The organism is Methanoculleus taiwanensis, assembly GCF_004102725.1.
In the GTDB taxonomy this organism is placed as follows: Archaea; Halobacteriota; Methanomicrobia; order Methanomicrobiales; family Methanoculleaceae; genus Methanoculleus_A; species Methanoculleus_A taiwanensis.
The window spans coordinates 34,229-46,566 of sequence record NZ_LHQS01000004.1; the positions used below are offsets into that span (position 1 = coordinate 34,229).

The 12,338-nt window shown below is 54.7% G+C and carries 11 protein-coding genes; 2 read left to right on the forward strand and 9 right to left on the reverse strand.

Annotated elements, in window-relative coordinates:
* Nucleotides 1-297: 297 nt before the first annotated feature.
* From ABH15_RS12745 to ABH15_RS12785, 9 genes are all read right to left on the reverse strand, one after another.
* On the reverse strand, nt 298-1,770 hold the full coding sequence (locus ABH15_RS12745) for a flippase (RefSeq protein WP_128694891.1): 1,473 nt from the start codon (nt 1,768-1,770) through the stop codon (nt 298-300).
* A gap of 30 nt (nt 1,771-1,800) precedes the next feature.
* Nucleotides 1,801-2,556, reverse strand: a complete 756-nt coding sequence (locus tag ABH15_RS13735; protein ID WP_164913760.1) for a glycosyltransferase family 4 protein — start codon at nt 2,554-2,556, stop codon at nt 1,801-1,803.
* Nucleotides 2,557-3,092: 536 nt separating this feature from the next.
* On the reverse strand, nt 3,093-3,875 hold the full coding sequence (locus ABH15_RS12755) for a class I SAM-dependent methyltransferase (protein ID WP_164913761.1): 783 nt from the start codon (nt 3,873-3,875) through the stop codon (nt 3,093-3,095).
* A 7-nt stretch (nt 3,876-3,882) separates the two neighbouring features.
* Nucleotides 3,883-5,706, reverse strand: a complete 1,824-nt coding sequence (locus ABH15_RS12760) for a hypothetical protein (RefSeq protein WP_128694899.1) — start codon at nt 5,704-5,706, stop codon at nt 3,883-3,885.
* Between the two features lie 111 nt (nt 5,707-5,817).
* The gene (locus ABH15_RS12765; RefSeq protein WP_128694902.1) at nt 5,818-6,834 is read right to left on the reverse strand and encodes a glycosyltransferase family 2 protein; all 1,017 of its coding nucleotides are present in this window, start codon (nt 6,832-6,834) and stop codon (nt 5,818-5,820) included.
* A 2-nt stretch (nt 6,835-6,836) separates the two neighbouring features.
* Nucleotides 6,837-7,745, reverse strand: a complete 909-nt coding sequence (locus ABH15_RS12770) for an SDR family oxidoreductase (RefSeq protein ID WP_128694905.1) — start codon at nt 7,743-7,745, stop codon at nt 6,837-6,839.
* On the reverse strand, nt 7,738-8,187 hold the full coding sequence (locus ABH15_RS12775; protein WP_128694908.1) for a dTDP-4-dehydrorhamnose 3,5-epimerase family protein: 450 nt from the start codon (nt 8,185-8,187) through the stop codon (nt 7,738-7,740). Before ABH15_RS12775 ends, ABH15_RS12770 begins: the two co-directional genes overlap by 8 nt.
* The gene (locus ABH15_RS12780) at nt 8,184-9,185 is read right to left on the reverse strand and encodes a GDP-mannose 4,6-dehydratase (protein WP_128694911.1); all 1,002 of its coding nucleotides are present in this window, start codon (nt 9,183-9,185) and stop codon (nt 8,184-8,186) included. Before ABH15_RS12780 ends, ABH15_RS12775 begins: the two co-directional genes overlap by 4 nt.
* Entirely contained in the window at nt 9,164-9,955 is a 792-nt protein-coding gene (locus tag ABH15_RS12785; protein WP_128694914.1) for a sugar phosphate nucleotidyltransferase, read from the reverse strand. Before ABH15_RS12785 ends, ABH15_RS12780 begins: the two co-directional genes overlap by 22 nt.
* A 298-nt stretch (nt 9,956-10,253) precedes the next feature.
* Between ABH15_RS12785 and ABH15_RS12790 the strand changes: the two genes are divergently transcribed.
* Together ABH15_RS12790 and ABH15_RS12795 are read left to right on the forward strand one after the other, a co-directional pair.
* On the forward strand, nt 10,254-11,408 hold the full coding sequence (locus ABH15_RS12790; RefSeq protein ID WP_128694917.1) for a glycosyltransferase: 1,155 nt from the start codon (nt 10,254-10,256) through the stop codon (nt 11,406-11,408).
* Nucleotides 11,338-12,327 (forward strand): GDP-mannose 4,6-dehydratase, encoded by a 990-nt coding sequence (locus ABH15_RS12795; RefSeq protein ID WP_128694920.1) that lies wholly within the window; start codon nt 11,338-11,340, stop codon nt 12,325-12,327. Before ABH15_RS12790 ends, ABH15_RS12795 begins: the two co-directional genes overlap by 71 nt.
* Nucleotides 12,328-12,338 lie beyond the last annotated feature (11 nt).

Below are 12,338 nucleotides of genomic sequence, written 5' to 3' on the forward strand. Positions count from 1 at the left end.
GGATCTCGATATTGCTCCCGAAACCACCGATAAAACCATGATTGCCGCAGGCTCAACCGGTGAAAAACAATAAACGATCCCCACTCGATCACTACCTTTATGCGAATCCAATAGGCGCTGAGGTATGGATGCAGGCGCGGTGAGCGAAGGATGCTTCAACCAGAATCAAACGCTAACTCCAAACACTCGTAAGGCCCTCTCAAACAGAAGACGGCAATAATATCGCTTTGAGAGGTTCCAGCGCCATCATAACACCTATAAAGAGAGGATTAACCCTCTGTTTCCCAACAGAACTTTTTACAGGCATGAAGGCCAGGGAACCCCCATCTTCACGGCAATTCCCTGCAGTTCATCGTGGATCGTTCGATCGAGTCTCATCAGCACGATTGCATAGACCGCTGCCCCAAGAACCACTGCCGTCATGACCGATGCAATATGCATAAGGGGAAAGAAAAGACCGAAGAGCCCGGTTACGCCTGCCATTGCTCCGGTTGCTACAAGAATATTACGGACAGAGCCGGTCTCGAGCTTCACGCACATCACGTTGCTGAGTACGCGGCGTGCAAGCACCGCATTAAGGAGCATAGTCACAAAAGTCGCCAGCGCAGCGCCGATCAACCCGATAACGGGAATGAGCAGCAGGTTAAGAGCGATGTTAACCACGACAGCGACAGCGGTAACCCGGAACGAATCGCGCGGCCGATCCATTGCATTCAGGCTCATGGTCTGCAGATCCGTGAAGACAAAAGCCACCTGAACGGCAAGGAGAATGACGAGTGCCGAAGCACCCGCAGCAAAGGGAGCTCCATAGAGGAAGTACAAAAGCCTTTCGCCAAGTAGCCATCCACCGACACACACCGGGAGTGCGAGAAGCAGTGAATAGGTGAACGCCCGGGAAAGTGCGGATTCAATGAGTGAGATCTCATTATGTGCGCTCCAGTTGCTCACTCTCGGAAAGAGGGAACTGTGGAGCGCCAGCGAAACGAACGTCGCAAGCGAGGTCAGTTGAAAAGCTACCCGGTAGATACCCACGTCCGCCTCGGTCATGAAGTAGCCGATCAGGACGGTATCAGCGTAATTGAATACAAGTATTCCTCCGGAACTCAGGAATATCCAGAACGAAAAAGTAGATAGGCTTGAGATATGCTTCCGATTAAAGCGGACGAGGCGAAGATCCAGGTACCGCAGATTTACAAACATCCCGACAGCCATACCAGCGACGAACCCACCGATCAACCCTCCAGCACCAAAACCCAGAAAGACGGCTATAATCTGCATGACAATTTTTGAGACGTTGTTGATAAGGTTCGTGATCTGACTGATACCCACTTTACCGGATCCTGCCGTACCCGAGTTGACTGCTGTGTAGAGCGCGCCGACAAAGAGTGCAACGAGCAGCCACAGAGTAAGATCCGGTGAGAAGAGATCAGCGCCGAAATGATACACCACGACGAGGGCTACTGCAGTGACCAGGAACAGACCTACTTTGAGTGCAATGAGTGCGGTGAAGAATGCATTCTGATCCGTCCCTTCGGATATTCTCTTCACCGCAGCGGTTCCGAAACCTGCATCACCGATGAGCGTAAAGATCCCGAAATATGCAAGGAAGAGGAAGTAGGCACCGAGAGGAGCAGGGCCGACCGTATGCGAGAAGTACATTGTAGAAAGAAGACCGAACGCCGTCAGGCCAACCGTGGAGACAAGAGAGATGATACTCTGGCGCTGAATCGGGCTGACATCCATAACCTTTGAAAGCAGAAGACCGAACATTGTGAATACCCCGATAGAATGCGTAAATACCTAAATACCTCTCGAGAGCCTATCTTCCAATATACGGCCTCTTTTCTGAAGAATAACCTCTTCGAACAATTCCAGGAGTTGCTCAAAAACGACGTCGGGTTCGAACCGATCCGCATAAAGGCGCCGGCTATTCTCGGACATGGCCAGATAGCATTCCTTATCCGCCATTATCTCAACTAAGTGCTCTACAATCCCGGTCATGTCCGCCTTATCCACGAGATAGCCATTGTACCGATCGATGACCATATCCGGTATCGAACCGACTGCCGTGGCGAGTATCGGTTTGCCGTAACAGAGCGCTTCGAGGAGAGTCAGCGGCATGCCCTCCACGTCCGAAAGCAGAGTGACGATATCGATGCGATCAATGACCTCGTCAATCCGGTCGAACCGGGGGATAAACTCAATTGCATCAGATACACCGAGCTCTGCTGCAAGTGCTCGAAGCATACCTTCAGTCGGCCCCGCACCAACAAGAACGAGGCGTGCATCCGGAACCTTCCTCATCAATTCGGGGAGAAGACGGATGAGAACATCCTGATTCTTCTCCGGTGAGAGACGAGCAATGATGCCGAACGTTCGTGCAGGGCGATCCGGCGGGGAATACAATCGTGCCGGAAGATCCACAATAAACGGCACGACCCTCGCCGGGGAGGCGAGATGCTCATAGTAATGAAGTTCGTTCCCGATCGCGGAGGACGGGACAAAAATCCCGTCAAGTGCGTTGAGGTAAACACCCATACTGTCGTCCGGATCCATCTTCTGTCGCCATAACGGCGATGAGATCTCGGTGTAGCAGACGGGAACCCGCAACCAGCGCTTGATCAGGAAGAGTGCACGACAGATAGCACCGTGATACCCGGATACGAGGGAGTATGGCCTGGAACGGTGATCGATAGCGATTCTGACCGCTAAAAGGTACTGATACACTTGATCTACCCGCTTTCCGATAATCCGGTGATAAACCCGCCGGTAGAACGCCATGACCCGGTCGCGCCGGAATCCCACCATACATGGATACGCAACAAGCGCCGGAGCGCAGATGGCAAGCCCCACCGCTGTCAGCACGGGCTTAATCCAGATAGGACTCGTAATAACCGCAATCCCCCGCTCCTCAAAGGCAGGTTGAAGAGTGCCGTACCGCCCGTACCCAGGAGGCGGATAGGCTGCATAGAGAGTAATTCGGTATCCCGCATCTACCAGACGTGAACAGATAGACAGGAGAAGGTTATCAGACCCGCCGGTGAGGAGAAGAGCTGTGACGATGCATATTCGCTTTCCCTCCGGCGAGACACTCATGGCAGGGCTCCGTCTTTCCGGTAGATTGCCATAATGTAGCCTGAGCACCAGCCCAGATTCAGACATCGGACGATGGGATTTGCGAGACCCGCACTGAAAGCGTGGAATACGCCTTTGAACCAGAGAGGCGTTCGGGAGATGTCGAAGAGAGCCGGTTCGAATCCTCCGATGGTATCGATGAATACCGGTGCGAGAGGAAGAGTCCGGGGCAGACTGCAGAAGTAGTCCCGATCCATAATCGCGAGGTTATGGGCAGGAAGGAGCTTCCGGTCGAGTGTTTCATCGACAATCCTCGCTAAATGGTAGTTAAGGCCGGTGAACTTCGGAATCCCTATGGCCAGGTATCCCCCATCATTCAGAAGCGATAGTTTTCTCCGGATGACGTCTTCCGGATTGGAGAAGTGCTCTATAAAGCCCAGTGAGAGGATAAGATCGAACGTTCGCCCCTCAAAATCCATCGTAAGAAAATCTCCGTGATAGACCCGTGCATTCGGGATACAGCAGAGTTCCAGATTTTTCTCTGTGGTTCGAACTGCGGATTCGACATACTCGCATCCCGCAGGAACATACCCGAGATCCTCAGCGAGATAAACCATCCACTTTCCGGGAGCGCAGCCCACCTCAAGAGCGACCCTCTCTCCATCACCTGCAGGAATCCATCGCTTCAGAGTCTCGGCGATGACCCGATCGTTGGAAAACGACGGATTGATACGGCACGGAAGTGCTGTATTCTTCCAGAAGTGCTCCCAGAACTCCTTCTCCGTTTTTGCTTCAGTCATAGATACGTCACCTGCCCTGCCTGGCAGCAATGGCCTCCCGGATGATCGCAGCAGCACGCTCCGCACTCCGGCCATCCCCTCTGCAGGTTCCAAACCCGATCATGAACGTCTCATCAAGGACGTTCACGCTCGGATCATCCGGTTCTCCCGATAGATAGCGATTGATGGCACCCGAATACTCTTTAACGGTCTCATAGATAGAGACACGCTGTTTGAGTGGGAGCAGAGTATCCTCATCGACGCAGCTCAGGCCAGAATACAGAAATACCGGCAGGTCAGTTTGCAGCGCTTGAAGGATTCCCGTGCTGATGAGATCAAAGAGGAGGAGATCGGTCTCCTTGAGAAGAACGGGAAGAGATGGTGACCGGACGACGAGACGGACATTTCGTATCCGGTGGTGTTCGATGTACCGTTTCAACGGCTCCCGGGATGTGTGGCCGGGATGAAGTTTCACGATAAAGGCATGATCAGGATGCGCTCGTGCAAGATCGATGACCGCCTTCTGGACAGACCAGAGCTCTTCGTCGAATACGGTCGGGTCACGCACTGCCGAGATGGTATATTGATTGTGGAGGTACGCCGTGGTGACGTACAGTATTGTCTTGCATCCCGATGATCTCCGGGAGCGAAGGGCAGGCCTCGGATCCAGTCGATCAAGCGAGCTCGAACCGACTGCGACGATCTCTGGCGGCCGGGATATCTTCAGCCTTCTGTCAGTCTCACGGTATGCTTTGGCCACACTATCGCCGAAGACGAGGTGAATATCGGAATCAACAGACTCAATGAAAGGCATCAGAGGATGATAGCAGTACCCCGCCCCCCCGTGCTGCCAGGAGATAACAGGGATCTCACAGTCGTGCGCAGCACGAACAAGAGCATGACCGACTGCAGACTCCCGAACCGAGAGCAGAACCGCTCCGACACGACAATCCCTGATTATCCTGACCATCTTGGGATAAGTGGCAAGAGCCTCTGCCGTAGCCCGGGCGACGATCCAGGCAACCTTTTCGAAGAGAAGCGGAGACGTATCAATGCCTCCCCGCCTGCCGAGCTCACGGCATGCAGGGGCATTCAGGCAGGTATCGAGAATGGTCTCTCTGTATCGCTCCATATCGGAAAGTCGGATTTCGACCGAGGAGTCCCGGACTCGTGTGATCCGGGAAAAACCGTTCTGATAGAGCTCAAGCAACGCATCATCCCAGTTGTACCCGCTTTCGTACAGGAGCAGTGGAGTGTCTGCAATCCCGGTTAAACTCCGGAGAGCGGCAGGCAGCAGTGCACACACCCCTCTCCTTCGGACGATCGTGCCGAGGTTAAAGAGAGAGGAGTAATCTCCGAGCACACCCTGAAGAGACACGGCAAGGCCGCGAACAGGTCCGGCAGTTGAGATCGGCGTATCCTCGCCCACTGCTGTTTCAACCACCTCAACCTCAACCGGCCATCCTTCGAGCCGGAGGACGGCAGCGTAGACCGACTCATCGTTGCTGAAAGCATACGGGGAAGAGCCAATGTCCGCCGGGGCGTACACCCGGATCAGGTCAGGACACTCTTTCAGGAGGATCCCCTGAAGAACGGAGACGGTCGTAAAGAGTACATCCCAGAGAATCTTGAGATGGTAGAAAGCATAGGCTGCCGGCCGCAGCTGCTGCACGCCGTGGACGACAGCAAGCCGCTCGTCGAGATACGCACACAGTCTATGAATCTCATCGAAGGAAGCGAGCCCGTGCCGGTAAATCCGCTCTCCTTCGGTATATTCACCAGGTCTGCCATACTCGACCCCTGCCAGATCAAGGATCTGGGAGACCTCCGGACGTAGTGCAATATATCGCACATCTCCGGTTACGGTCTCTGACCAGGACAGTGCGTCCGGGACATCCCGGGCTCGCTCAAGCAAGACGACAGCCTTAATCGACTCATTCCTCCAAAGTCGGTCTCATCACGATCAGTACATCTCCGTCCGCGAGGCGAGTGCCCTCGCCGCCATCCTGCGCAGGAACGGCAGATGGATTACCACACCTGCCCCAAGAATTCCGAGGAAACCTCCTGCTTTCTTCAAAGAGCTGCCAAAAGACTTCGGAACTGCCAACCCCCATGAACTCAGTGCAACCCCGAGAAGAACGCTTGGAGAAAATCCCTCCATGCTCTCTGTCCGGGTGGCACCGGCAAAGAGGCAGTCTCTGGCGAAACGGGTAACCGCAGCATTGTACCCGTCGGTATAATCCGAAAGTTCGCCGGAAAGATCCCGTGCGAGCTGCACATATATCTTCAGCGTGTCGAGGTATCCGAGCGGACTTGCAAAGAGCAGGCGGTACGATTCCGAGTGTTCACCCTGCCTGTAGTGCACAGTCGCGTCATGCACATAGGCAATATCATACTGTCGGGAGACCTTCAGCCACTGATAGTAATCCGAGGAATAGGGGTACTCAAGCGAGTACTTCCCGATCGCATCGTAGACGCTCCGTCGGATCATCACCGACGGGCAGGTGATGAAGCATCGCTCAGAGAGGATCCGCCGAAACCCTTCAGGTGCGGGCATAATCACATCTGTCTCTGCATAACGCACCGTATGCGTACGAGACGGAGTATGCATCTCTGCTGAAGTGAACGTAAGAGAAACGGACGGATGCTCCTCAAAGAATCGAACGCATGCTTCCGTAAATTCGGGATCGATATAGTCGTCGGAGTGGAGGATGTGTACAAACTCCCCGCGCGAGAGCTCGACACACCGGTTAAAGTTCCCAAAGAGCCCGAGATTTACGGGATTTTTAATAAATTTCAGCCGTGGATCGGTGTAAGACGCCACGACATCCTCAATATTATCGTCCGAAGCATTATCGACGACGAGCACCTCGATGTTCCGGTAGGTCTGGCCGAGCGCGCTCTCGATGGCGCGTCCGACCATAGCCGCCCGGTTAAAAGTCGGAATGCAGATTGATACGGTTGGGCACTCTTCAATCATAGTTACTCTTGAGAGAGATATCGGGCAATGCTTCCCGCAGAGGCTGCATGAAGAGCGTTTATCATCCCGGCAAGCGGGGGAATCCGGTGCCCGAGTTCATCCTGAACTTTCGCCGATGAGATCGTTCCCATCGTCGGCCTCCTGACGTCAAGGGATGCGGAGTCAATTCCTTCAAGGAACCCGGAATCAAGCCCGAGACAATCCATGACCAGGCGGTTGAAGGCATACTTGCTGATATCTTCATTCGATCCGATGTTGTAGACGCCCCGGAGATCGGCATCGATAATACGGCAAAGGATCTCCACGACCACATCCACCCAGATTGGATTGAAGTATTGATCGCGGGGGGAACGAGTCACCTTCCCCTGTCTGATATTGTCAAGGAGCTGCATCACATAGTTCTTGCTTGCCTGCTCGTGTTCCAGGAAGCCAAATATTACGGAGGGACGCAGAATAACCGAATTCTTGAGCCGTCGAACACAGTCCTCACCCAGAAGTTTCGTCTGGATGTAGTAGTTTGCCGCCCGCGTCTCGCACCCCTCGCCGCACCCCCCATCGGGAGTGTCGTAGACCGCATAGGTGGAAAAGTACACGAATTTTGCATCGGAAAATACCTCTGCAAGGTTCCGGGTTGCGGCAACATTTGTCGCGTAGCAGAGATCCCGGTTCTTCTCGCAGACATCCGTCCGTGATACGGCCGCGGTGTGGATGACGACGTCAGGACTGTAGAGAGAGGCGAGCTCATCGACGGCAGCTCTGTCGGTGAGATCGACAGCAGCATCCACACAGGCACCGCTACTCCGACTTGTCCCGAGGACTGTCCACGGTGTCCCGGCGCGGAGGTACTCATACGCGCGAGAGCCCACAAGCCCCGTCGTTCCGGTAATGAGAACGGTCTTCTCCTCATCCATGCCGGATGCCCCAATCGTAACCTATGGCAGGATCGAACGGATCGAATCGCTCAATCTCCTCGGGATCGTGCGGTATTGTGGCGCAGTTCGCCACAATTGCCTTTTCATTGCCGATGGCCTTAAACCCGTTCACAACGTGCGGCGGCACCTTTGCAAGAATATAATTATCCTCGCCCATGAAGATCTCCTGCAGCTCTCCAAAGGTAGGAGAGTCTTTCCTGGCATCGTACAGAACCAGCTTGATGTTTCCGGAAACGACGGCATAGTTCAGTTCCATCTTCCGGTGGACGTGCCAACCTTTGATCGCCTCCGGGAAGATAACCGAGAAGTAGATCTCACCGAACCGGTCGAAGTGGGGATCCGTCGACCGCAGCATGTGCCGGACCAGGCCGCGTTCATCAAGGAATGTTTTGAGGGGAATTATCTGTACTCCTTCTATCACTGCAACACCTCCGTATACCAGCGGATAGTCGGCTTGAGGCCTTCCTCAAACGAATACCGGGGAGTCCAGCCCAGTGCCTGCCGTGCCTTCTCAATCGAGAGATACTGATCCTGGATCTCGTTTCTGCTTCTGTTGTGGATGATGGGTTCCATATCCGATCCCATGACTCCGATGATTGTCCTGATGGCGTCAATTACGGAGTACTTCTCACCGCTGCTGAAGTTGAACGCCTCTCCGGCCATATGCTTCGAACCCGCCTGCTCCGCCATCGTCAGGTACGCATCGACGGCATCCTCAACGTAGAAATACTCGCGAATAGGGGTGCCGTCGCTCCTTACTTCCGGCCTGCGCCCATCAAGGACACTCCGGATGGTTCCCGGAACAATACGGTTGAAATTGAGATCACCGGGTCCGTAAATGTTTCCCATCCGGGCAATGCCAACCGAAAGCCCGTAGGTCTTCCCGTAGCTCTGGGCGAGCAGATCCGTGCAGCTCTTTGAGACATCATAGGGGTGCTCTCCCCGAAGCGGCATATCCTCAACATATGGAAGGCATGGACTCGATCCGTATGCCTTATCCGATGAGGCAACACAAACAGCCTTCACGTCGGAGGAGTAGCCATTGAGGACCCTGACCGCCTCAAGAAGGTTCCATGTCCCCTCAATATTTGCGCGGAACGTCGTGAGCGGGGAGCGATTCCCGACATCGACGATCGTCTGTGCTCCAAGATGGAAGACGTACTCCACCTCATACTCGGCAAGTGTCCGCTCGAGGAGGGAGTAGTCTTCAAGCTCACCCCGGACAAGATTTACGGAGGAGTCGCCCTGCAGCCAGTCACCAAGCTTCCGGGTTCTCGGAACCCAGTCCCGGACTACGGCAACGACTTCAGCCTTGTACTGCTCAAGTCTGTTTACAAGGTTTAACCCGACCACACCGGTAGCCCCGGTGACGAGAACCCTTCTTCCATTCCAGAAGTTCAGTCTGTCCAGATCTTCCATCTCGGATTCTCCTTCCACATAGTATTGAGATCGGCGTAATCCTTGTACGTATCCATAGCATGCCAGAAACCGGGGTGGATGTAGAATCCAAGTTTCCCGTCGTTTGCCACATCCTGAAGGGTATCTTCGAACATAACATCCTCGTCCGGGCGGATATAGTCAAAGATCTCCGGTTCCAGCACCATGAATCCGACGTTGATGTACTCACTCATCTGCGGTTTCTCACTGAAACTTTCGACGATATCCCCCTCCATTCTGACGATCCCGTACTTCGAGTACGGGCGGGAGACGGTGATCGTAGCGATAATCCCATGTTTTTCCCGGAGATGCTGATGCCGCTCGAGGAGTTTCGTGATATCTATATCGGCAACACCGTCGCCGTAGGTGACCATAAACCGCCCCGAGGTGATATGGTCTCGGCAGAGGAGCAACCTCCGTGCTGTCCTGGATTCAAGGCCGGTCTGCACAAAGCAGAGTTCCCAGTCGTCTTTCGGAACGGGCATCCGGGGCTCTGCAAGGGTTACTGAGAAATTTTGCATCAGGGGATGCTGGTAGAGAAAATAGTTTGTTATCATCTCCCCTTTATACCCTAATGTCAGAATAAACCGATTACAGTCAAAATGCGAGTACAATTTCATGATATGCCAGAGAATAGGATACTGCCCGAGTTCGACGAGGGGTTTTGGGACCTCTTTTGTCTTTTCACTCAAGCGAGTGCCTCTACCGCCGCAAAAGATTATTACATCAAGTGGCTTTTCTGGCAATTGCATTATTTGCTATTTGAACATAATGGTATAAAACCATAGTTTCCTTCCGCATTCCGTCGCTTCCTTCCGGAGGATCACAAGGGTACGGCAGTAGGCGACTAAACTGCAGCATGCACAAAGCTTCATCTCCGGAATGGACATCTCACCATAGCGTGCAGAATCCTTTTCTGAAGAAATGGAGGGCGGGAGCCAGAGACAATCAAATATAACCACAGATCCGGAATAATCCGAATACCAGAACGTTATTGATTAGCGAGCCCACACACTAGAAGTACACAAAGAACAGAAGGAAGCGTCACCCGTGAAAATCTGCTTTATCGCCGACGGCAGGAGCATTCATACCCAGCGCTGGGTTGAATACTTCGCAAAACACCACGAAGTCCACCTGATCACCTACGATGCCATGAACACTACCATCGAAGGCGTCACGGAGCATGTGGTCGGGTCGTCGGTGCAGAGTCTCTATCTATCATTCTGGCCGAGGCACCTGGCGATCATGAGACTGATCCGGCAGATTGACCCTGACCTCATCCATGCCCACTTCATTGCGAAGTACGGCTTTCACCTTCCCTTCCTGACCGGGAAGCCCGCGATCGTCTCGGCATGGGGAGACGACATCCTCATCCTCCCGAAGAAAAGCAGACTGATCCGTGCATTCACACAACGCGTTCTCGACCATGCCGATCTCATCTATGCGGTCTCGCGGGATATCCAACACCACATCATCGACGACTTCAGAATTCCTCCGGAAAAGACCGCGTATATGCCCTTTGGGATCGACACCGGGATGTTTTCACCGGTACCACGGGCCGAAGGCAAAGCAGGAGATATCGTTCTCTTCTCAAACAGGGGGTTCTACCCGGTCTACAACACGGAGACGCTCATCCGGGGATTTTCCATTGCATATACAAACGATAAGAGGTTGCGGCTCATCCTGAAGGGCGAAGGACCCGAGAAAGAAAAGATGCAGGGACTCGTCCGCTCCCTCGGGCTTGACGGAGCGGTGGAATTCATGGGGAAGACCACGTATGCCGATGTCCCGCAGGACTACCGCTCTGCCGACATCTTCATCACGGCATCCGTCTCGGACGGAACGCCGGTCTCGCTCCTCGAGGCGATGGCATCGGGTCTTCCCTGCATCGCAACGGCCGTCGGCGGGATACCGGAGTGGATAACCGACGGTGAGAACGGCGTCCTGATCCCGCCGCAGAACCCGGAGGCTCTCGCCGGCAGCATTGCCAGGCTCGCGACATCGCCGGAACTCCGGAGTGCCCTTGGCGCCCGTGCACGAAAGACGGTTGTCGAGGCCGCCGACTGGCAGGCATACATGGCAAAAGCAGAACACGATTATACGACACTTGCGAATACTACTACCAGGTTCAAGCATGACGTGGCAGGGGAAACAGGTACTGGTGACCGGAGCGGGTGGCTTTATCGGAAGCCATCTCGTCGATGAACTGATCCGTCGCGGAGCAGAGGTTACGGCCTTCGTTCACTACAACGCGCGGAACGACTGGGGGATGCTCGAAGGCCGCTACGAGGCGGGCAGTCCAAACCTGACCGTGCTCGCCGGCGACATTACCGACGGGTTCGCCGTTCGGGAGGCCGTCCGGGGAAAAGAGGTCGTCTTTCACCTTGCGGCGCTCATCGGCATCCCGTATTCGTACCTCGCTCCGGAGTCGTACGTCAATACCAACGTGAAGGGCACCCTGAACGTCATGGAGGCCTGCCGCAGAGGCGATGTCGACCGGGTCGTACATACCTCGACGAGCGAGGTCTACGGAACGGCACAGTATACCCCCATCGATGAGACGCACCCCTTGCAGGGTCAATCACCCTACTCTGCGAGCAAGATCGGCGGGGATAAGATTGCCGAATCCTACTTCTGCTCCTTCGGGCTGCCGGTGGCGACCCTGCGCCCATTCAATACGTTCGGCCCCAGGCAGTCGACGAGAGCCGTCATCCCGACCATCATCACGCAGGCGCTGACGTCCGATACGGTTCGCCTCGGTTCGCTCACGCCAGTGCGCGACCTCACCTACGTCGGCGACACGGTGCGCGCCTTCATACGGATGGCGGAGTGCGAGGAGGCGATCGGCCGGACGATCAATGCCGGCAGAGGGAGCGGCGTCACGATAGGCGAGCTTGCGGAGATCATTCTCGGGAAGATCAACCCCGACGCCCGGATCGTCTGCGAAGACCTCCGGGTCAGGCCGGAGAAGAGCGAAGTAATGAAGCTCATCTGCGACAACTCCCTCGCCCGCGAGGTGCTCGGGTGGAAGCCGTCGGTGACGCTCGAAGACGGCCTCGATCTGACGATCGCGTGGATGCGGGAGCAGATTGATGCATACAAACCGGGGATCTATACCGTATAGGAGGAATGAAC

What these genes read in the sequence shown, in the direction of transcription:
- ABH15_RS12745 (WP_128694891.1), bottom strand. Translation starts at nt 1,770, where the DNA reads ATGTTCGGTCTTCTGCTTTCAAAGGTTATGGATGTCAGCCCGATTCAG.
- ABH15_RS13735 (WP_164913760.1), bottom strand. Translation starts at nt 2,556, where the DNA reads ATGGATCCGGACGACAGTATGGGTGTTTACCTCAACGCACTTGACGGG.
- ABH15_RS12755 (WP_164913761.1), bottom strand. Translation starts at nt 3,875, where the DNA reads ATGACTGAAGCAAAAACGGAGAAGGAGTTCTGGGAGCACTTCTGGAAG.
- ABH15_RS12765 (WP_128694902.1), bottom strand. Translation starts at nt 6,834, where the DNA reads ATGATTGAAGAGTGCCCAACCGTATCAATCTGCATTCCGACTTTTAAC.
- ABH15_RS12770 (WP_128694905.1), bottom strand. Translation starts at nt 7,745, where the DNA reads ATGGATGAGGAGAAGACCGTTCTCATTACCGGAACGACGGGGCTTGTG.
- ABH15_RS12780 (WP_128694911.1), bottom strand. Translation starts at nt 9,185, where the DNA reads ATGGAAGATCTGGACAGACTGAACTTCTGGAATGGAAGAAGGGTTCTC.
- ABH15_RS12785 (WP_128694914.1), bottom strand. Translation starts at nt 9,955, where the DNA reads ATGCAATTGCCAGAAAAGCCACTTGATGTAATAATCTTTTGCGGCGGT.
- ABH15_RS12795 (WP_128694920.1), top strand. Translation starts at nt 11,338, where the DNA reads ATGACGTGGCAGGGGAAACAGGTACTGGTGACCGGAGCGGGTGGCTTT.